Source organism: Haloprofundus salinisoli (genome assembly GCF_020097815.1).
Lineage (GTDB): Archaea > Halobacteriota > Halobacteria > Halobacteriales > Haloferacaceae > Haloprofundus > Haloprofundus salinisoli.
Genome location: NZ_CP083663.1, coordinates 834375 through 855140, shown reverse-complemented (window position 1 = coordinate 855140; position 20766 = coordinate 834375). Strand labels below are relative to the sequence as shown.

General features: G+C 65.7%; 17 protein-coding genes. 9 read left to right on the top strand and 8 right to left on the bottom strand.

Annotation, left to right across the window (positions count from 1 at the left end):
• Window positions 1–206 precede the first annotated feature (206 nt).
• Window positions 207–1487 carry a hypothetical protein gene (locus LAQ73_RS04515; protein WP_224270057.1) on the bottom strand — a complete coding sequence of 427 codons (1281 nt, stop codon included), beginning with the start codon at window positions 1485–1487 and terminating at the stop codon, window positions 207–209.
• Between the two features lie 609 nt (window positions 1488–2096).
• Between LAQ73_RS04515 and LAQ73_RS04510 the strand changes: the two genes are divergently transcribed.
• Window positions 2097–3059: a hypothetical protein gene (locus LAQ73_RS04510; protein ID WP_224270056.1), complete on the top strand. Its 963-nt coding sequence runs from the start codon at window positions 2097–2099 to the stop codon at window positions 3057–3059.
• A gap of 68 nt (window positions 3060–3127) precedes the next feature.
• Here LAQ73_RS04510 and aglM read toward each other — a convergent pair whose 3' ends face one another.
• Window positions 3128–4420 carry a UDP-glucose 6-dehydrogenase AglM gene (gene aglM, locus LAQ73_RS04505; RefSeq protein WP_224270055.1) on the bottom strand — a complete coding sequence of 431 codons (1293 nt, stop codon included), beginning with the start codon at window positions 4418–4420 and terminating at the stop codon, window positions 3128–3130.
• 160 nt (window positions 4421–4580) lie between these two features.
• Here aglM and aglF point away from each other — a divergent pair, with 160 nt between their 5' ends.
• Together aglF and LAQ73_RS04495 are read left to right on the top strand one after the other, a co-directional pair.
• A complete protein-coding gene (gene aglF / locus LAQ73_RS04500; RefSeq protein ID WP_224270054.1) occupies window positions 4581–5345 on the top strand; it encodes a UTP--glucose-1-phosphate uridylyltransferase AglF in 765 nt (254 codons plus the stop codon).
• Window positions 5346–5435: 90 nt separating this feature from the next.
• On the top strand, window positions 5436–5999 hold the full coding sequence (locus tag LAQ73_RS04495) for a metal-dependent hydrolase (protein WP_224270053.1): 564 nt from the start codon (window positions 5436–5438) through the stop codon (window positions 5997–5999).
• 1979 nt (window positions 6000–7978) lie between these two features.
• Here the strand turns inward: LAQ73_RS04495 and LAQ73_RS04490 are convergent.
• Window positions 7979–9013, bottom strand: coding sequence for a lipid II:glycine glycyltransferase FemX (locus LAQ73_RS04490; RefSeq protein WP_224270052.1), 1035 nt, complete (start codon window positions 9011–9013; stop codon window positions 7979–7981).
• A gap of 276 nt (window positions 9014–9289) precedes the next feature.
• Between LAQ73_RS04490 and LAQ73_RS04485 the strand changes: the two genes are divergently transcribed.
• The gene (locus LAQ73_RS04485; RefSeq protein WP_224270051.1) at window positions 9290–10369 is read left to right on the top strand and encodes a glucosamine inositolphosphorylceramide transferase family protein; all 1080 of its coding nucleotides are present in this window, start codon (window positions 9290–9292) and stop codon (window positions 10367–10369) included.
• Window positions 10370–10398: 29 nt separating this feature from the next.
• Here the strand turns inward: LAQ73_RS04485 and LAQ73_RS04480 are convergent, their stop codons facing one another.
• The 3 genes from LAQ73_RS04480 to LAQ73_RS04470 all read right to left on the bottom strand — a co-directional run bounded on the left by LAQ73_RS04480 (window position 10399) and on the right by LAQ73_RS04470 (window position 13291).
• A complete protein-coding gene (locus LAQ73_RS04480) occupies window positions 10399–11409 on the bottom strand; it encodes a GNAT family N-acetyltransferase (RefSeq protein ID WP_224270050.1) in 1011 nt (336 codons plus the stop codon).
• Between the two features lie 75 nt (window positions 11410–11484).
• A complete protein-coding gene (locus LAQ73_RS04475) occupies window positions 11485–11706 on the bottom strand; it encodes a hypothetical protein (RefSeq protein WP_224270049.1) in 222 nt (73 codons plus the stop codon).
• 43 nt (window positions 11707–11749) lie between these two features.
• Entirely contained in the window at window positions 11750–13291 is a 1542-nt protein-coding gene (locus tag LAQ73_RS04470; protein ID WP_224270048.1) for a right-handed parallel beta-helix repeat-containing protein, read from the bottom strand.
• A gap of 250 nt (window positions 13292–13541) precedes the next feature.
• Between LAQ73_RS04470 and LAQ73_RS04465 the strand changes: the two genes are divergently transcribed.
• Window positions 13542–14585 carry a class I SAM-dependent methyltransferase gene (locus tag LAQ73_RS04465; protein WP_224270047.1) on the top strand — a complete coding sequence of 348 codons (1044 nt, stop codon included), beginning with the start codon at window positions 13542–13544 and terminating at the stop codon, window positions 14583–14585.
• The gene (locus tag LAQ73_RS04460) at window positions 14582–15544 is read left to right on the top strand and encodes a hypothetical protein (protein ID WP_224270046.1); all 963 of its coding nucleotides are present in this window, start codon (window positions 14582–14584) and stop codon (window positions 15542–15544) included. Before LAQ73_RS04465 ends, LAQ73_RS04460 begins: the two co-directional genes overlap by 4 nt.
• Before the next feature lie 44 nt (window positions 15545–15588).
• On the opposite strand, the gene LAQ73_RS04455 is transcribed toward LAQ73_RS04460, so the two are convergent.
• Window positions 15589–16719, bottom strand: a complete 1131-nt coding sequence (locus tag LAQ73_RS04455; RefSeq protein WP_224270045.1) for a polysaccharide lyase — start codon at window positions 16717–16719, stop codon at window positions 15589–15591.
• Between the two features lie 440 nt (window positions 16720–17159).
• Between LAQ73_RS04455 and LAQ73_RS04450 the strand changes: the two genes are divergently transcribed.
• Window positions 17160–18164, top strand: coding sequence for a DUF1616 domain-containing protein (locus tag LAQ73_RS04450; protein WP_224270044.1), 1005 nt, complete (start codon window positions 17160–17162; stop codon window positions 18162–18164).
• Window positions 18164–18430, top strand: coding sequence for a DUF8044 family membrane protein (locus tag LAQ73_RS04445; protein ID WP_224270043.1), 267 nt, complete (start codon window positions 18164–18166; stop codon window positions 18428–18430). Before LAQ73_RS04450 ends, LAQ73_RS04445 begins: the two co-directional genes overlap by 1 nt.
• A gap of 8 nt (window positions 18431–18438) precedes the next feature.
• Here the strand turns inward: LAQ73_RS04445 and LAQ73_RS04440 are convergent, their stop codons facing one another.
• Window positions 18439–19296: a DUF7982 domain-containing protein gene (locus LAQ73_RS04440; RefSeq protein WP_224270042.1), complete on the bottom strand. Its 858-nt coding sequence runs from the start codon at window positions 19294–19296 to the stop codon at window positions 18439–18441.
• Between the two features lie 347 nt (window positions 19297–19643).
• Between LAQ73_RS04440 and LAQ73_RS04435 the strand changes: the two genes are divergently transcribed.
• The gene (locus LAQ73_RS04435; protein WP_345778392.1) at window positions 19644–20750 is read left to right on the top strand and encodes a glycosyltransferase family 4 protein; all 1107 of its coding nucleotides are present in this window, start codon (window positions 19644–19646) and stop codon (window positions 20748–20750) included.
• Window positions 20751–20766 lie beyond the last annotated feature (16 nt).

Sequence of the window (20766 nt, the reverse complement as noted above, 5' to 3'; positions counted from 1 at the left end):
TACGTGTACTTGTGTACTAAACGGACTATCTGGTTCTACTGAACGTTACCGAGTCCGGTCGATTGGCAACTCGCTATTAGGTGCTCGAAGGCACCGATAACAGCGCCGTTATCGTGGAGATTCGACCCCTCGCCGGCGCCGATAGACGCGCCCAATCGACGGCTTCGGTCGAACAACCGAAGGTTACGTCCCTTCGTCAGAGATTTTCACGTCTCCGGGAACGTCTCGTCTCGGCAACTGTCTGCGCTCGGATTCGCCACGTCGAGCTGTTCGCCGTCGGGGTAGACGACTGTCGCTCGCTCGGCCACCTGGTACGGTCCGAACTCGCCGTCGGGAACGCTCACCGTCGTCTCCTCGGTACCGTCGCCTTCGACCGTGTACACCTCTTCCATCGGGGTGGTCTGCGGCGCGTCGTCCTGAACGAGCACCTCGATGGAGAGCTCCTCGAACGCGCCCGCGACCCGCACGCCGGTGCAGTCGAGGAACTCGACGTCCCGAACCGCGGGGAACGTCTTCTCGCGGCACGCGTCGGCGTCTGGGTTGGTCGCTCGGGTCTCCTCGCCGTCGCCGTAGGTGACGGAGGCGGCTTCGACGACCTGATACGGTCCGAACTCGCCGTCGGGAACCGTGACGGTGGTGTCCGTCGCGCCGTCGGCGTTGTCGTACTCGTACACCTGCTCCATCGGCGTCGTCTCGGGGTCGTCGTCTTCGACGAGCAGCTCCAGCGACGCGGATTCGAACGTGCCCGTGATTTGGACGCTTGTGCAGTCCGGGAAAGTGAGTTCGGGAGCTGACTGACTTCCGCTGTCCCCGTCGGCGTCGTCTCCGGTGTCGCCGCGGCCGTCTGCGGGGCCCGTGTAGACGGTGCCGTCGAGGTAGCCGGTCAGTCCGTCGTCGAGGTCGAAGTCGGTGACCGCTCCGTCGACGACGTAAGCGTCGGTGCCGCCGAACACCGATCCGCTGACGGCTCCGCCGTCTACGTCGTCGGCGTCGTTGAGCGACGCGGGCGGGAGGTCCGCGCCCCCGGTCAGCGTCGTCTTCTCGACGCTCCCGTCGACGGCGAACGTGTACTCGCCGTTGCCGGTGATGGCGAGGACGCTCGAGGTGGGGAACTCGTCGGGGTCGACTGCGTCGCCGTCGACGTAGACGGCCGCGCCCCCCTCGACGACCCAATTAGTCACCTCGCCGGTGAACCGGTAGGCGTCCGCACCGCCGTAGACGCGCCCTTCCGCGGTGGCGTCGCTCAGCGTGTCGTCGTCGTCGAGCGAGGCGAAGGTTCTCGGCGCGCCGCCGGTGTCTGTCGTCTTCTCGACCTCGCCGTCGACGCTGAACCGGTACTTCGCCGGACCGTCACCGGTCGCGTTGACGACAGCGATGGTGTGCGCCGTCGCCTGCGCCCCTGCACCGCCCGGTAGTAATGACAGCGAACTGAGCGTCGCCGCGCTCCCCGCCAGAAACCGCCTTCGGGTCTGATTCTCTCGTGTCATGCAGTTTCGCACCGACAGGACGAACGGAACTATCCGAGTTTAGTATATTCAGGCTATCCGAGAGTAGGTGTTTCTCAGCCGACTCGTCTCGATTTCGCCGAACCGTCTGACACATCAAACGCTCACATCGCCGCAGCGACGTTCTTCGACGCTGACGATTCGTCTCCCCAATCGGGTAAGAGATTCGTTCTCACCAATAGGTGCCGGACTACGGTCACTAGCGGGTCGCTACCGGACTGTTTCACGCCCTGAACGGTATCGGATCTGCCCCCGTCGCCGACCGTTTTCGACGCCTACTATCAGTAGTTGGACGCTACGTTCTTCTCGATTGGAGAGTCTCCGCCCGGGCCCGTGTCGTCGATTACCTCAGTAACCAGTCTCATTTTGGTTTTTATTCTGATATGTTCTCTACATTTCATACCAGATTAACAAGAATTACCAAATTTTGTACCATAGCGTCGGATCCTGAAAAACGCTTCAGAGCGCGTTAAAGAGCTCATTAGCCTTGTTCGGTAGTTTCTCGGCTAGCGTAAGTCCACCCACACTTAATTAATTGGAAAACTATATAACCGGTCATCTGACTGTACTACTAAACAGAGAGAACCCGAAATGAGAAAGTCCGACACCTCCACCGAATCCGCCCGCTCGAAACCCCGTTACACCCGACGTGGCGTCCTCAAAGCGTCGCTCGTCCTCGGCGTCGCCGGAACCCAGGCCGCCGCGCAGGGCGTAAGCGCCGCCTCCGCACCCGACATGGAAGCCCACCGTCTCACCGCGACGCATCGCTGGGACACCCAGGCGTTCGACTCGTCGTACTCCAGCCCCGTCGTGGTCGCCCTCCCGGTCTCCGCGAACGGCTACCAGCCGGCGACCTCACGACTCCAGGAAGTCGGCGGCGGGTCGTTCGAGTACTGCGTTCAGGAGTGGAACTACCTCGACGGTCCGCACGCAGAGGAGGTCATCGGCAGTCTCGTCGTCGAAGCGGGGTCGCCCGCCGTCGAGGGTCTCCAGGTCGAGGCGGGAACGGTCAACGCCACGACGAAGTGGACCGGCGTCTCGTTCGACCAGTCGTTCGCCAAGCAACCAGTCGTACTCACGCAACCGCAGTCGACCGACGGGTGGCAGGCGGTCGTCTCGCGGAACCGCAACGTCTCGAAACGACGGTTCGCCACGCGCCTCCAGGAAGAAGAGGAGGCCGACGACTGGCACCACGACGAAGTTATCGGCTACGTCGCCATCGAACCCGGAATCGGGACGCTCGGCGGCGCACCGTTCGAGGCCGGCCACGCGGCCGACGTCGACCACCGCTGGCAGACCGTCGAGTTCGACGAGTCGTACGACAACCCCGTCTTCGTCGCCGACGTGGAGACGTTCAACGGCAACAACCCGTGCACGCTCCGCTACCGTAACCTCACGCGCACGAGCGTCGAGGTCCGCGTCGAAGAGGAGCGAAGCGTCGACGACGAACAGTGGCACAAACCCGAGACGGTCGGCTACGTCGTCGTCGAAGGCGACGACATCGAGACGTTCTACGGCGAAGGTCGGTACGGCGCGGACGGCTACGGCGCGTAACTCCCGTCACGACCCGCGGTTCACGTGCCGCCGACGGCGTCGACGCCCCGGCCGGTCCGGCGCGGCGACTACCAGGTGAGCCCTTCGTACTCGATACCGTCTCGTCGTTCGACGATGCGGCGACCGTCGACGACGACGGGGCGCTCCATCGCGTCGAACTCCTCGTCGAGCGCCGCGAACTCGTCCCAGTCGGTGACGACGACGGCGGCGGTTGCGCCCTCCAGCGCCTCGGCTGCACTGGCCGCGTACTCGACGTCCGGGAAGTGTGCGCGCATGTTCTCCGTTGCGACCGGGTCGTAGCCAACGACGGTCGCCCCGCGGTCGAGCAGCCCCTCGATGGTCGGGATGGCTCGCGAACTCCGTACGTCGTCGGTGCCGGACTTGAACGCGAGACCGAGCACCGCGACGCGCTCGCCGGCGACGTCGACGTGGCCGTCCAGAATCGAGAGCAACCGCTCGGGCTGGCGGTCGTTTACGCCGACGACCGCGTCGAGCAGTTCCGGCTCGTAGCCGACGTCTCGCGCGGCGGCGATGAGCGCGGCGACGTCCTTCGGGAAGCACGACCCGCCCCAGCCGACGCCGCTTCGCAGAAACTGCGGCCCGATTCGGTCGTCGAGGCCGATGGCGTCGGCGACTTCGTAGGCGTCGACGCCGAACTCCTTGCAGATGTTCCCCAGTTCGTTGATGAGGCTGATCTTCGAGGCGAGGAAGGCGTTGTTGGCGTACTTTATCATCTCCGCCTCCCGGACGCCGGTCCGGACCACCGCGGTGTCGGTCTGTGCGAACAGCGGGGCGTACAACTCGTCGAGGGTCTCGTACGCGCGCGAGCCCGTCGCGCCGAAGACCACCTTGTCCGGGTGCAGAAAGTCGTCGACGGCCGTCCCCTCGCGGAGGAACTCCGGATTGACGGCCACGTCGAATCCCTCGCCGGCGGTCAGCCCCGACCCGCGTTCGAGCGCCGGAATCAGTTCGTTCTCGGTCGTCCCCGGGACGACGGTGCTCTTGACGACGACCAGCGGCGTCTCTTCGCTCTCCGCGAGCGCTTCCCCGAGCCGCTCCGCGCCCACGGTGATAATCGAGGTGTCGATTCGCCCATCGGCATCCGTCGGCGTCGGGAGCGCGATAAAGACGACCTTGGCCCGCTCCGCGGCCGCGTAATCCGCCGTTGCTCGGAGTGTCTCGCCGCCGTGCTCGGCGACGAGCGCGTCCAGTCCCTGTTCGTGAATCGGGGCGACGCCGCCCTCGATAGCCGCGATGATCTCCTCGTCGATGTCGACGTTCGTCACGTCGTGGCCGAGCTCGGCCAGACACGCTGCGAGCGTCGTCCCCACGTATCCGCTGCCGATGACGGTGACCTGCATTGTGGGAAACTGCCGGCGACGCGGATATAAAAACAGATGTTCGTCCAACGAACTGTCACCGTTCGTTGGTGTTCTGTGAGAGATTGTATCAGCGGAAGACAGTTTCTGCGGCCCGTAGCGACCGTATAGTAATACCGTTCGGCGTCGCACACTTCCGGGCATGAAGGCAGTAGTACTCGCGGCGGGCAAGGGAACTCGTCTACGCCCGTTGACCGACGACAAGCCGAAAGGGATGGTCGAAGTCGACGGCAAGCCGATTCTCACACACTGTTTCGAACAACTCGCCGAACTCGGTGCCGAGGAGTTCATCGTCGTCGTCGGCTACAGGAAGGAGGCCATCATCAGCCACTACGGCGATAGCTTCGAGGGTATCCCCATCACGTACGCCCACCAGCGCGAGCAGAACGGGCTGGCGCACGCGCTGTTGACGGTCGAAGATCACATCGACGACGACTTCGTCCTGATGCTCGGCGACAACATCTTCCAGGCGAACCTCGCGGACGTCGTCAAGCGACAGCAGGAGGAACGCGCCGACGCGGCGTTCCTCGTCGAAGAGGTACCGTGGGAGGAGGCGAGTCGCTACGGCGTCTGCCGGACGAACCCCTACGGCGAGATAACCGACGTCGTCGAGAAACCGGAAGACCCGCAGTCGAATCTCGTGATGACCGGCTTCTACACGTTCTCGCCGGCCATCTTCCACGCCTGCCACCTCGTCCAACCGTCCGAACGCGGCGAGTACGAGATCAGCGAAGCCATCAACCTCCTCATCCAGAGCGGGCGTACCATCGACGTCCTCCGTCTGAAAGGCTGGCGCGTCGACGTCGGTTACCCGGAGGACCGCGAGAGAGCGACGAAGTTGCTCCGCGGCGAAATCGACGTCGAAACCGACGAGGACGACGACGTCGAGCAGATATCGATCGAGTAGCGTCTCCGACCGTGGCGACCGCCGGGCGGGCCGGGAGCGGACGCCCGTATCGATGCAATCAGTACGCTCCCGTCCCGCTCCTCTCTCATGATGCCCTGGGGCCACCTCGGATTCGGCTACGTCCTCTACACGCTGTTCGTCCACGCCGTCTACCGGCGGCGTCCGGCGGACGGTCCCACTCTCGCGCTGGCGTTCGGGACGCAGTTTCCGGACCTCGTCGACAAGCCGCTGGCGTGGGCCGTCCAGTTGCTCCCGAGCGGTCGCTCGCTCGCGCACTCGCTCTTCGTCGCCGCCGTCGTCGTCGCCGTCGTCACCGTCGTCGCCGCGCGGCGCGGCTATCCCGCGGCCGGCCCAGCGTTCGGCATCGGCTACCTCTCGCACTTGGTAGGCGACTCCTACACCACCCTCCTCGGCGGGCGATTTTCGGAGGCCACGTTCCTGCTCTGGCCGCTCTACCCCATCACCGAACCCGACGACGTAGACGAGGTGCTGGTCGACCTCGTCTCGCTGCCCCTCGGGCCGGAACTCGCGGTCACGCTCGTTCTCGGCGTCTGCGTCTTCGCGCTCTGGGTCGTGGACGGACGCCCCGGTCTCGGACCCGTCACGTCGCTCACGCGCGAGTGCCGCGGCCGTCTCGCGGCGCTGTTCGACTGACGGGCAACGTGTGATTACTGCGCTCGAAACCCGGTGCTTTGACCTGTCGACTCCGTGAACGCTACACAACATACAAGCCGCGCGGCGTCGCACGCTGTCTCAGTACATGGACGACCGGAGACGGCTTCGGACGAAACTCCTCGCTCTCGTCGGTACGGCGCTGCTCGCGCTCTGCGGCGCGTACATCGCCGCCGGGCCGCCGGTGACGGAGTACGAGATACACATCTACGGGGCGTACCCCGTCTGGTTTTGGCTCGCCATCTGCGGCGCGCTCGTGGTCGGACAGCTGCTGGTGTTGCGCGCTGTAGCCGTCGACGACGAGACGACCGGCCCCGGGTGGCGATACGGGGTGTCACTTCTCCTCGGTGCGAACGGACTGTTACTGTCGTTGCCGTACCTCCGGTACCAACTGTACGCCGTCGGCAAAGGCGACATGCTGACGTTCGTCGGGATGGTCGACTACCTCGTACAGACCGGACGACTCGAACCGGAGAACTACTACCCCGGACTGAACGCGTTCGCCGGCGTCTTCTCGCACGCAACCGGACTCGACACCGCGGAGCTCGTCAATCTGCTGCCGCCGTTCCTCTCGCTGTTCTACCTCGGTGGCCTCTACTTCCTACTCGACACCGTCACCGAGCGGCGACGCGACGTGTTGTTCGTCCTGCCGGTCGCGTATCTTCCGCTGTTCGGCTCCGAGAACGTGATGTTCTCGCCCAGCGTCTTCGCGTTCTCCTTCATTCCGTTCGTGCTGGCGCTGCTGTTTCGGACGAACACGTGGGAGCGACGGACGCAGTACTCGTCGCTTCTCGTGCTCTCGGTCGTCGCCGTCGTCTTCTTTCACCCGCTCACGACGCTGTTTCTGCTCGGCCTGTTCGCACTCGCCAAAGCGCCGGAACTCTACGGACGCCTCACCGCACAGCGGACCGGCCGTCCGGTTCCGGTACTGGCGGTCGGAACTGTCGCGGGGGTGCTCTTCTTCGCGTGGTACTACACGTACGAGTCCATCGCGGGGAGTACGTACCTCGTCGTCGCGCGCCTGTTCGGATTCGAGGCGGTCCAATCCTCCGAGTTCGGGAGCCTGAGCGACACCGCCGCTCGAACGACGCCCCGACTCGTCGACCTGCTCCAGACCGGGTTCTACACGTACGGCGTCTTCGGACTGCTCGTCAGTTTCGCCGCGGTGTTCGGGTGCTATCTGCTGGTGCGACTGCTTCGGGGCGACACCGAACTGAGCGACGTCTCGCTGTTCTTCCTCGCGGTGTTCGCCGCGTTCACCGGCCTCTCGGTGCTCGCGTTCTTCGTCGACCTCACGGTCGGGTTCACCCGAATCTCTCGGTACGCTCGGTTCACCGCGCCGATACTCATCGGGTTCGGGGCCTCGGCGCTGTGGGCGCGGGCGAGCAGCTCGTGGCAGCGGTCGACGCTCCTCGGAGCGCTCTCGGTCGGACTCGCCGCCGTGGTCTTTCTCTCGGTGTTCTCGCTGTACGCGTCGCCGCTGTCGAACAGCGCCAACGGGCAGATCACTCAGAGCGAAGTCGAAGGGATGGAGTGGGTGCTCGACCACCGAAACGAGTCGCTGCTCATCGACGAGTACGGCACGACCCAGTCGCGGTTCCAGGAGATGCTCGAATACGAGGTCGACGACCCCGTGAACATCCGCTCAGAGGGGACCGACCCGCCGATGCACTTCGCCTACGGCGCGCCCCCTCCCGACGGGCCGCCGGAGTACCGCTATCTCCTCGTCACCGACCTCGGCCGGCAGATAAACCCGACGTTCTACCCCGGCTATCAGGGGTTCTGGCGCCACGCGCCGGCGGACTTCCAGCGCCTGGATAACCGCTCGACGGTCGCCCGCGTCTACGACAACGGCGGTTTCGAGTCGTATCTGGTGGCGAAGAACCGGACGGAGGAGGGGACCTCGGCCGCCGCGTCGTCGCTCGTTCCCGCCCCGGAGTCGGCTCCCTCGACCGACCCGCCTACGTCCGCTCCTCCCGGAGCCGACTCGCCGTCTGATACAGGTGTCGACCGAGTCGAAAGGCGTTCCAGCGGACCGGCGCACACCCGCGCTCCCACGAGAGCGTCGGCACCGCGCGCCCGCCGAAGCGCTCTTTGAACCGGAACAGTCCGTCCCGGAAGTCGGGGCTCGTCTCGCCGAAGTCGTAGTACCGATAGCCGTTGGCGATACCCCACTGCATCGCGTACTCGTGCAGCAATTCCGATGCGTTGTACTCGAAGTGGTCGCGTTCGACCGCCGAGAAGAAGTAGTGGACCGTCGACTGCTCGTCGTCGAGGAGCACGAGGATGCTCCCGGCGGGTTCGTCGTCCACCCCTAGCGAGAACAGCCTCACCCGGCCGTCCATCGTCGCCAACTCCTCGAAGAACGACCGCGGGTATGCGTCGCCGTCGACGCGGTCCATGACGCGTCTGTACCCCCGGTGGAACGCGCGCAGGTCGCTCCGGTCGGGCACTTCGTCCCGGACGTGAACGTCGTTTTTGTGTCCCGAACGTATCGCGCGCCGGCGCGAACCGCTCATCCGTCCGTACACCGCCTCCCAGCCGTCGACCAGGTCGACGACGAACCGACAGCTAGCGACGGTCTGTCTGTAGCCGCGCTCTTCGAGTCGGCGCTGGTACCGGACCGTCTCTCCGTCGAGCGTTCGAAACACGTGCGCGACGATGCCGTCCTCGCAGAGGCGCTCGGCGGCGTCGAGCAGCGCGTCGAGCGTCTCTTCCTCGTCGGAAGCGACGACCGGACCGCCGAACCCCGGGTCCGGCGAGCGGAGGCGCTCGAACGGCGTCAACGGCACGTCGTCGACGGTGGCCGCGAAGACGCCCGCGGGCGTGTCGTCGACGGAGACGACGACGTACCGCCCCGGTCTCTCGCAGCCGCGTTCGACGGCGGCCAACCAGCGATACCGGTGGAAGACGCTTCCGTGCGGCGAGTCCTCGACGACGCGGTCCCACTCCTCGCGGGGAACGCTCTCTATCGTGCGGTGTATCTCGACGTCCATCGCTCACCTACGCTCACGTCGTATCGCCTCGCGTCGCGTCTGCGAGGCGGCCAGTCGAATGACGACACTCATACGACAGTTCACAGAACACGCATTCATATACGTTGCCGGCGGGCAACCCATGTTTTTTGTTTGTCATCACCGTCCACACCGTATGGTTCGCGCCGAACTGCAGGTAACGGCCTCCCGAAGTACGGGCGGTCGGTGGCACGCGTTCGCCCTGTGGCATGCATTCCTGGTCTCGCTCGGACGCTCCTATGCGTGGGTGACCGCTCGATGACCCGTCCCCGGTTCAGACCCGGCGACTCGAAATCGCTCAGAGACGCGGCGTGGCTGGCCGGCGAGCGTCTCCATCGCTCGGAACTGCTCACCGACGGCGCTCGTGCCCCCGCCGAGGCGAGTTCCGTCGAGGAGTCCCTGTGGGACGACTACGGCGAACCGCGGCGGACGCCGACACCGTCGCCGGGACCGTTCTCGCTGGTTCCCGGTCGCGGCGTCGTCAATCCCGTCGTCACCGCGGCGGACGTCACTGACTTCGGCGACGCCGACTTCGTCGCCGACCCGTTCCTGTTCGTCACCCCGAACGGCCGCTGGCACCTGTTCTTCGAGGTGTTCAACCGCGACCGGACGCCGACCGCCGCCATCGCCCACGCCGAGAGCGACGACGGCAAGCGCTGGTCGTACAACCGGGTCGTCCTCGAAACCGCCGACCACCTCGCCTTTCCGTACGTGTTCCGGTTTGAGGACCACTACTACATGCTTCCCGAACGCTGGAACCGCGAGACGCCCGCGAGTCCGATTCTCTACCGAACCGACTCGCTGCCCCACGGCTGGTCGCCGGTGGCCGAACTCGTCGCGCCCGACCGCTTTCTGAGCGACTTCGTCGTCTTTCGACACGAGGACCGCTGGTGGGCGCTCGCCGGCAGCGACGACGGCTGCGCCGACCTCCTGGCGTTCTACAGCGACGAACTCGAAACCGACGACTGGACGCCGCACGCCGAGAATCCGGTCGTCGAAGATCGCCCGACTGCGGCCCGTCCAGGTGGGCGACCGCTCGTCCGCGACGGCGGTGTCGTCGCGTTCTTTCAGGACTGTGCGGCCTGCTACGGCCACCGCCTCCGCGGGTACGTCATCGACGAACTGACGCCGTCGACGTACCGGGACCGCGAGCTCCACAGTTCGCCGATTCTGGAGGGGACGGAGAAGCGGTTGGGGTGGAACTCCGGGCGGATGCACCACCTCGACCCTTGGCCGGTCGGCGACGGGTGGCGCTGCGCCGTCGACGGCAACATCGGCTTCGGCGGACGGCTGTTCGGTCCGGACCACTGGGCCATCGGTATCTACGAGTCGCTGTAGCGTCCCGGCGACTCGCCGTCGTTCGAGACTCAGACGAGCGTCCGCACGCGGTCCGGCAGTCGGTTGTACAGCATCGACGCGCCCCGCATCCACGGGCGCTGTCGCTGCACGAGGTACAGCGCTCTGGGCACCGGCGCGAACTGCGATTTGTACCGACAGAGGCTCGGAACCATCCCGCCGACGAAATCGTACCGCGAGAGCCCTCGTTCGGCGGCGTCGCGGATGACGTACCACTCGACGAGCTCGTTCACCGGCACGTCGGCTTCCTCGACGTTGGCCGCGCTGACCCACGCGTATATCGTGTCGCCGAGTTCGACGGTGAGTCTCGCGCCGACGAATCGGCCGTCGACGGAGAGGACGTACGGTCTGACGCAGCCGTCGGGGAGCGCGTCGTACAGCGCCTTGCAGAGTTCGACGGAGACGCCGGCGCTCTCGTAGCGTTCGTGGTACTGGTCGACGGCGTACTCGATGCCCTCGTAGCCTCGCTCGTCGATGTCGTAGTCGTCCACGTCGCGGACGTACCGTCTCGTGCTTCGGCTGAAGCGGCTCTTGATCTCCTCGGCTCCCGGTTCGAGGTCGAGGACGTACGTGTACGCCGGACGCACGTCGAGGTCCGCCCAGATGAACGGCCGAACGTCGGGGTAGCGGTCGACCGTTCGGATGTCGAGGTGGTCGGGGTCTATCTCCTCGTCGATCCACTCACAGACCGCCCCGACGAACTGGTGATTCCACATCTCCTGCTTCCGCTGAGAGAGGTGGTTGACGTCGAGCCACACCGGTCCCAGATACGGGACGTCGTGTTCGGTCGGCGGACAGCGAACCGACGAGAACGGCCCGACGCTCCCCTCGAACAGCGGAAATATCCCGAACACCTCCTCACCCTCTCGTCCGATGAGCAGGTGTAACGTCGTGTCGCTCACGTCGCGCAACGCCTCCAACGCTTCCAGTCGGTGAAACGGCGTCGCGTGCGGCGCTCGCTCGACGTACGTGTTCCACGCTTGGCGGTCTCTGCCCGTCGCTTTGGACACGGCTATCGTCATAGGAACTCTGTGCGAAAGCTGACGGCATTAAACGTCGTTTCTGTCAACGGACTGTCTCGCAGTCCGGACATCCCGTCACGATCGACTGGTCGATTCGGTGGCCAGATACGCGGCGGCGACGACGGCGGCGACGGCGAACACGAGCCACGCCAGGCGGACCTGGGCCAGAACCTCGCCGCCGCGACTCGTCAGGAGTGTCACGGTGTGCAGGAGGACGAAGGCGGCGACGCCCGCGGTGAAGACGGCGAGCGTGAGCGCCTCGACCGGTCGTCGACGGAGGCTCTCTCTGACGGTCATCGTGTCTGTTCACGGGCGCATACGCCATAAAACGAAACCCCGGTCAGTAAGCGTGCGCGCTCCACCACCACTGGAGATTGCCATCACCTTGCTCCGGCGGCGTGCGATACGTGACTTCGATGGCGCCCCCGTCGTTCGTGACGCTGAACGGTCCCGCGGCGGCGGCGCTGGCGGGCGTCACGCTGACCGACCGCGGCGGTGCTGCGAGCCCGTGCACCCACCGGAACGTCGATGTCGAACCGTCGCCGCTGGCCGTCTGGTCTCCCCGGTTCGTGGTCCGGTAGCCCGAGACGTTCGAGACGGTCAACTCGGTGGGAACGTCCTCACCGAGCCAGAGCGGCCGCGTTTCGGCCTCCCGGAGGTCGATGTCCCGAAGGGTTATCGGACCGGCGTTCGACCCCGAGGCGATGCGGACGTTGTGACTGTTGTTCGTCGACTCGCCGCCGTAGACGACGACGTGTCTCGGCGCGGCCGAATCGCTGTTACGAATCGTGATTCCGCCGGCGTTGGGGCCACTGTGGTCGCTCGACCGCGGATTCAGCACCGACGCCTGAACTCCTCCGTTGAGCAGGAGACCCGACTGACCGTTCGACCGTGTGATGACGTTGACCGCCGAAACGCGACAGTTCGTCAGCTGGATGCCGTGGCTCCCGTTCTGGAAGGCCCGACAGCCGACGACGTCGAACCGCGCGGCCACGTCGTCGGCTCCGACGCCGCCGTCGAGAATGAAGCCGCTTCGCCCGTTGTCGCGGCTCAGGCAGTTGTAGAACGCGTTGTCGAGCGACTCCCCCGGCACCGTCGTACCCCTGTCGTTGACGCCGTCGACGCCGTTGTTGTCGGTGATACAGTGCGTGAGCCAATTGAAGTACCCTCGGCCCTCCGTGTCGGTCCCCGGATGGATGCCGTGCCGAAAGTTGTCGTGCGCGCGGATGCCGTTGAGCACGCAGTCGTTGCACTCGTAGAGGTTGACCCCGTAGTACCCGCCGTTCTGCACCTCCGTGCCGTCGACGACGACCTGGTCTGCGTTGCTGAGCGAGAGCACTCCGAGATACTGCTCGCCGTCGGACTGGCTGCTCCCGTCGAGGAGGCCGCCGACGATCGCCGCCTGAGAGATGCCGTTCACCGAGATCGCCGCGTAGTTTCCGCCGACGGTGAGGCGGGCGTTTCTGAGGTTCAACACGGTCCGCTCTTGGAGGTTGACCGGCCGCGAGAGAACGTAGTTGCCGACCACCTCGACGCTCTGTATACCGGCCTGCTGGGCGGACGCGTCGAGCGCGGCCTGGATGACCGCCGCGGGTCGTCGACCCGACTCGATCGGTCCGTTCCCGGTCTCCGCGCGGACGATGCCCTCGCCGTCCTGCCAGACGATGATGGACGGGGGCGTATCTCCAACCTCGTTTCCGGTCGGCGTCTGGCCGCCTCCCTGCGAGTCCTCGGAGTCGAACAGGCCGAGACAGCCCGCGAGACCGGACACGCCGGCGACACCGGCTACTGCCGTCAGAAGGTCACGACGCGGCAGCGTCCCGTCGTCTCTCGCCGCGGTGTCCGACGACGAGCGCCAGCTCGGTCGGTCGTCCTCAGCCATTCGTTGACGCCCCATCTGCGGCGAGTGCACTCGAACGAGTTCCAGCCATCGCTGAGGATTGTCGGTGCACTCGGAAAACTGCTTCCGCGGTCATGATGCACGACATACTCGCGCGCCAAACCCCTAAGTGTAGTGTAATCTCTGAGCACTGATACGAACCCTCCGAGAGACGCGCCGCTGACGACACCCGAGAACATAGTAGTATGGTGAACAACATATAATATGTAGTCCGGACTACAGTGGCGTATCGATGTGGCCACCGGAGTTGGAGTTCGTCTGTGGGGACTGTGGGTCCCGTCTCTCCCGTCGGCGGGAGTCGCGGGACGGGCAGTGCCACAGCGGCTGGCAGGTCGACGACGACGGCATCGTCCGGCTGCTCGACGTCGACGCCGCGGCCGAGGACTCCGAGGAGATCCACACGCTCGTCGCGGCGCTGCGTACCGAGGGGATGACCGCGTTCAAGCGGGCCGAGAAGTTCGAGTCCGAGCTTCAGCGGATCCACCCCGACTTCGAGTACGAGTCGTGGCTCAACCCCGACCAGGCCGACTGGCTCCGTATCGAACCGCTCGCGGGGAAGACGGTGCTCGAACTCGGCAGTCGATACGGAGCGCTCACGCGCTCGCTCGCTCGGCGCGCCGACCACGTCGTCGCCGTCGACACCAATCTCGACGGGTTGCGATTCTCCGCGGCGATGCGGGAGCCCGCGGAGACGGAGAACCTCACGCTCGTCCACGGCGACGCGGGGGCGCTCCCGTTCGGTGACGACCAGTTCGACGTGGTGGTGATAAACGGCGTGCTGAAACACGTCGGGGCGGACGACCGGTCGGACGACCCCGTTCGCGCACAGCGTTCGTTTCTCCGACGGGTCCGCCGTTGGCTTCGGCCGGGCGGCCGTCTCTTGATGAGCGAGTGGAACCGGCTGGACCCGGTTTATCGCTTCACTTCTCTCGTTCCCGCGGCCGTCGAAACGGCCGTTCTCGACGCCGGCGGTCGTCGTCACTCGTCGTCGGTTCGACTCCACTCCGAACGCGGGTACGTCCGCCTGCTCGAACGTGCGGGCTTTCGGGACGTGGCCGTCTCGTACGCCGTTCCGAATCGGCGCTCGCCGGCGTTCGTCTTCTCCGACGAGCAACTGCTCGCGACGTTTCTCAGACGGAAACTGGTGTCGCTCGGGAGCTGTGTTCACGGTTCGGTCACCCCCCAATCGCTGTCGCGCGTTCCGTTTCCGCCGGGGACCGCACGTCTAATAGGTGCACTCACACCGGCGTACAAGATCAGCGCCGACGCCCCATGATTGACGAACTGCTCGACCGAGTCGCCGAGCGGTTCGACGCCGACCGGTCGGCGCTCTCGTACAGTCTGTACAGCGGGACGCGCGGACCGACCGGCTACATCACGGTGTTCGTCTACGAACGCGACGACCCGGTGGCCGTCTGTCGGTTCGCCAGATGGGACGACGCCGAGGTCCGCGGCGAGTGGGAGCGACTCGCCCGACTCCGCGAACTCGTCGACCCGTTCGACCGGCTCCGTACGACCGTCGAGACGCCGCTGGCCGTCGAGAGCGTCGACGGGACGCCCGTCATCTTCAAGGAGTTCCTCGGCGGCCAACCGGCCCACTACACCTTTCGGCGGTTCGACCAGTGTGCGGAGCGGTTTCTCTCGAACGCCACCGAGTGGTTGGTCGCGTTCGCCGAGGGAACGGTCGACGCCCGGACGTACGACGCCGACGAGAAGCGGCGGCGGCTCTCGGCGTCGACGCTGCCAGATGCCGCCGCGTACGTCGACCGGTTCGTCGACTCCGAGCAGTTCTTCCTCGGGCCGACCCACGGCGACTACGACGGGACGAACATCCTCGTCGGCGCGGACCTCGACGTCCGGTCGGTCATCGACTTCGAGTACTTCCGCACCGACGGCGTCCCGCTCGTCGACTTTCTGAAACTCGTCGTCGAGACGGCGCTGTACGTGTTCGATAGCTACACCCAGGCAACGAATCGCGCGTTCTTCCGCGACTGCCCGTTCTCGCGCGCGGTCGGGCGCTGCGTCTCGACGTACTGTTCGGGCCTCGGCATCGACGAGCGTCGCTTCGTCGACGTGTTACCGCTGTATCCGGCGCTCAGACTCGGACCGACGCCGAGAGCGGACCACACGACGTGGAATCTCCGGTTCTACCGTCACCTCTACGACACGCTCTCTCTCACCGACGCCATCGTCTGGGCACCGTCGGAACGGAAAAACAGCCGCGAAGAGTCGTAGCGTCGTTGCCCGTGACGATGCTTCGCTTCGGCGGTTCGTCCGCGTCAGTCCAGCGGACCGCTCGTCGACATCTGGAGGTTGTCGAAGTAGAGCATGTTGTCGCTGGGCGACGTGTCGCCACCGCCGTGGTAGATGTTGAACCACAGCGACTCCACCTTCAGGTCGTCGGTGTCGCGGAACCGGATGTCGGTCTTCTCCATCGCCTGCTGGCCGTCTATCCAGCCGCGGAGGATACCGTCGTTCTCGCCGGGCGTGTTGAGCTTGACGTAGCTGTCGATCTGGTAGTAGCGGTCGGTCTCGATCGTGCCGTCCCAGCCCCACCACTCGCCCCAGTTGTTCATGTCGGCGTGGTAGCAGTAGTACGACAGTTTGGCACCGCCGCCGCTGGCCGGCATGAACGCCATCCGCGCGGACCACCCGTTCGTCCCGTCGGCGGGCTTTCCGCCCCACCCGCCGCTGTCGTACGTTCCCGCCGGACCGGGGAGTTTCCCGCCGTCGGAGGTGACCTCGAAGCCGGGGTCCAAGCGGAGGTAGTAGCGGGTCCAGAGCTCTTCGGGTTCCGACATGCCGTTGTCGCCGAAGTAGTACTTCATGTCGGTACCGTAGTGGCTGCCCTCTTCGAGGTGGACCTGAAGCGCCGTGTCGGTGCGCGCCTTCTCGCCGTCGACGATGGTGTTCCAACTCGTCCTGCGAGTGTCGAACTTGTCGAGGTACGAGTCGTCGGCGAAGTCGATGGTGACGTCGGCGTTGGTCGTGCCGCCGCCGTCGCTACCGCTGTCGCCGGAGCTTTCGCCGCTGGCGAGCGTCTGCACGCCGTTGGCCATCTGGACTTTGAGCGCGTTCTCGTCGGTCCGAAGCCACAGTTCGCCGACCTCGGCGTTTTCGGGGTCCTGTTCGCGCGTCGGAACGCGGAACCGATTCTGCGCGGTCAGGTCGCCGACCGCTCCGCGCTGCGGCAGCGGCGCGAGGTTCCACTGCTCGCCGTCACCGAGATACCGGTTACCCGTGTCGGTCGCCAGGAACTTCGCCCCCGCCGTCGGCTCGTACGTGTCGAGCTTCGACTCGATGTCTCGGACTTCGATGTCTTCATCGATTTTCTTGAAATTCTCGTTCAGTGGTACGTTCCAGTCGGCGGTTCCTTTCTTCGGTGTGTTGTAGCCGTGGTTTTTCGTCATAGATATTCGTTTTTCGTACGGAGTTCTTCGAGTTACGCCGCCCGCGCCGTTGCCTCGGTCGCTCGGCGGGCAGGTAGCGTGGGACGTCCGCGACGCCGACTCAGCGTAAACCATCTCCCGGAACTATCAAATTTCATAGTTTCTCACTTCCTCGTGTAGACATCTGTTCCCCACGCATAACCGCAGTTTGTACAGCCGAAGGTAAACCTTCTGATTTTTCGGTTGGACACGTATTTTCAGCTAGATTTTCTATTCCAGTTCGCCGGACGCGGCGGCCCCAACGACGACCAGCCGATCTCTGACCACGCGGCGAGTCCGTCGGTTCGACGCGGTTCGACTCGTTTCGACTCGCTTCGACGACGGAGACGACGTGAGCGACGCAATAGTCAGTTTCTATTCACGAGAGTAGATTTATGTGCTAGATTACAGTTATCCGAACTGTGTCCGTTCGCGAATCGCTCGCCGCCCAGTTTCTCGACCTCGCCGTCTGTGCGGGCTTTCTGGTCGGCTACGTCGTACTGGCGTCAACGCTCGGCGTCCCCTCGCCGGGTATCGCCTTCCTGGGCGGCATCTACGTCGCGTTCGTCCCGGGCTACGTAATCGTCTCGGCGCTGTTCCCACGGTCGGAGACCACCGCACAGCTACGAGGCGACGTCCGGCGACTCACGCTCGGCCATCGGCTCGTCCTCTCGGTCGGCACGAGTCTCATCGTCGTCGCGCTCCTCGGACTGGTTCTCGCCAGTTCGCCGTTCGGGCTGTTCGCCGGACCCACCATCGCCGCTGTCGGGGCGGTGAACGTCGTCGGCCTGCTGGTCGCGGCGAAGCGCCGGTGGTCGACGCCGCCCGGTCGTCGGTTCCGCGTCTCCCTCCCACGCGGACCGTCGCTTCTCACCGCGTCGAGCGGCCTCGAACGCGCCGTCACCGCGCTGCTCGTGGTCTGCGTGGTGGTCGCCTTCGGAGGCGTCGGCTACGCGGTCGTCACCCCCGAACAGGGCGAGACGTTCACCGGCTTTTCGGTACTGACCGAAGACGACGCAGGGCGGTTGACCGCGAGCGACTACCCGACCGACGTCGTCGCCGGCGAGGCCAGCGAGCTCTACGTCCAGATAGAAAACGAGGAGGGGAGAGCCGTCGACTACACCGCCGTCGTGCTGCTCCAGGACGTCGACGAGAACACCGGTACGGTCGCGGCCAGTTCGGAACTCGGTCGGTTCGAGACGCGCGTCTCCTCCGGCGAGACCGACGTCCGACGGTTCGAGTTCCGGCCGGAGCGCGTCGGGACCAACCAGCGGGTACAACTGCTCCTCTACGAGGGGTCGCCGCCCGCCGAACCGACGGGGGCGAACGCCTATCGGACGGTTCACTTCTGGACGACGGTCAGAGCGAGCGGCCAGGCCAACGCGTCGCTCGCGCCGTCGCCTCCGAGTCCGGGAGGGTCGGCGTGATGCCGACGGGTCCGCACCGTCTCGTCCTCCTCACCGCCGTCTGGACGACGTTCGGAACGCTCTGGCTCGCCCTCGTCGACGCGCTCACGCCCGGGTTCGTCTTCGCTATCGCCATCGCCGGATTCGCCGTCGCGCTCGAACTCGCGTCCCCGTCGCATCACCGTCCGACGTGGGTCGTCCGCGCGCGGCACGTGCTCGCCGTCCAACTGGCGCTGTTCGGGCTGTACGTGCCGCTCAGACTGTACGACCTCTACGTCGGGTTCTAACTCGCTCGTCAGTCGAGAGCGCCGTCGGACGATTGCGACCTCGGCTTCGACTCTGTCTCGACGAGACAGTCGACGCGGTAGCTACCGTCGCCCCGGTTTCGTTCGGCGACGACTCGAACCGGACGACCGAGTCCCGCCGCCATCGCGGTGCCGAGAAACGAGACGGTGGGGTGGTCGAGCCGCGTCAGCGGCGTGAGCGCGCAGCCGGACAGCCTGAACGCGACTCTCTCGTCGGTTCTGTCGACGATCTCGGCGGCGTCGGCGAGGCGGAAGCCGTCGACGACCGCCTCCGCCAGCTGGTCGGCGAGGCGGCGCAGATCCGTCGAGAGCGCCTCGTTCGTCTCACCGAGGTACGATTCGAGCAGCCCCACACCGACGGGCCGCTGTTGCGGTCTCGGCGACGCGTCCCCCGACGCGCTGGCAGACGAGTCCGTCGTGTCGTCGACGAGCGTCAATCGGACGCCGTGCGCTTCGCCGGCCGTCGACGCCGAAGGGAGGTACACGTGAGCAGTCGACGCGTCGAGGGCGTCTCTCCCGTCGATGTAGCTCCAGTAGAGCCGTTCCGTAACCGCCTCCGAAACCGATGCGTCCGGCGCGAGGTAGTACGCGAGCGCCGCGACGTACAGTGCGACAGCACCCAGCGCGACGAACAGCCACCGCTGCGTGAACAGTCCCCCTACCGCAAAGAGAACGCCCAGTGCGACACCGACTCCCGCCGCGACGACCCACCGTGCGGGACGCGCACGCTCGCGCGCCGGTCGGTCGAATCCCGGCACAGCCACGCGCCGGTCGACGCTGGTCGAGGAACTGTTGCGTCGGTTCTGCTCCGACTGCTCGACGACGTCGGAGCGCTGTTTCTCGGTCATAGATGTTGCATACCTCCCACAGATACCGCGCTTCCGCCACGGTAGACTCACGTTCGAGGAGCATCCGTATTATAGTACGCATTATCTCAGCCAGATGAAACCAGTACAGAACATTGTATGAAAGTATATATTTCCGCGGGGAAACGGCGGTCCCCCGACACGTTTCGGCACTTGCCGACACGTCTCGGGTGGTCTAACTCGTCGCGGCGCTGTCACGTGGCGAACAGTTATGGGCGCTGCTCCTGAGTGGTGACGTGGATGGGCGAAGCAGTGGCGGCGAAACGAGTAGGCGCTTCGGTGCGACGAGACGGTTCGACTACGAGCGACCCCGGGACGGTGAGCGCCTGATGCGTGTCGTCGGGTTCACCGACCTCCGGCCGTTCGAACTCGAAGCGCCGCTGTCGACGATGGACGCCGAGAGCGTCGTCGTCTCGCTGGACTCCGACGCGGGCGCGTTCGAGCGAACGCTCTCGCAGTTCCGGCGCGGCCGCGCGGCGCTCCGCGGCGGCGACACCGACGCGCTCGTCGTCTACAACGGGTCCGGGATGTTGGGCATCGTCTCGGTGGTGCTCAGCCTCCTGTACGGCGTGCCGCTCGTCGTCAGAGCCAACGGCGACCTGTTCAGACAGCACGGCGAGAAACGCACCGAGCATCGACAGACGAAGCAGTGGGGCCGATGGCTCGCGTACTGCGGCCTCTCGGCGCTCACCCGAGTGACGTTTCGCTACGCAGACGGTTTCGTCGCCGTCTCCGAGTCGCTGGCGGAGACGCTCGCCCGCCGGACGTCGTGCCCGCCAGAGCGGATTCGCGTCGTTCCCGGTCCGGTGACGCCCTCGCAGTACCGTCGAACCACAGTCGCCGACGGCGCGTCCGACACCGCCACCGGCACGATGACCGTCCTGACCGTGACGAACCTCCAGTACCGCGGCAAGTATCTCGGCGTCTGCCGACTCGTCGACGCGATGGTCGAACTCGGCGAGCGCCGAGACGACGTCAGTTTCGTCGTCGCCGGCGACGGCCTCTACTACGACGCGCTCGAACGGTACGTCGACGAACGGGTCGGCGACAACCCGCTGGACGCGCGAATCCACGCGCTCGGGTTCGTGAGCGACGTCGCGGGGCTGTACGCCTCGGCGGACCTCTTCGCCTACGTCTCGGAGATCGACGCGTACCCGAACGTCGTCATCGAGGCGCAGGCGGCGGGACTGCCCGTCGTCGCCAGTCGCGGATACGGCATCGACGAGCAGGTAGCCGACGGCGAGACGGGGGTTCTGGTCGACGCCGACGACTCGACGGCGCTCGCGTCGCTTCTGGACGATCTTCTCTCGGACCCCGAGCGGCGACGGCGACTCGGCGCGGCGGCGGCCGCACAGGTCACAGAACGGAACGCGCCCGAGACGCTCGGCCCGCAGATGCAGCGGGCGCTCGAAGAGATTCTCGCCGGGTGTCGCTGAGTCCGTCGACCAGTTT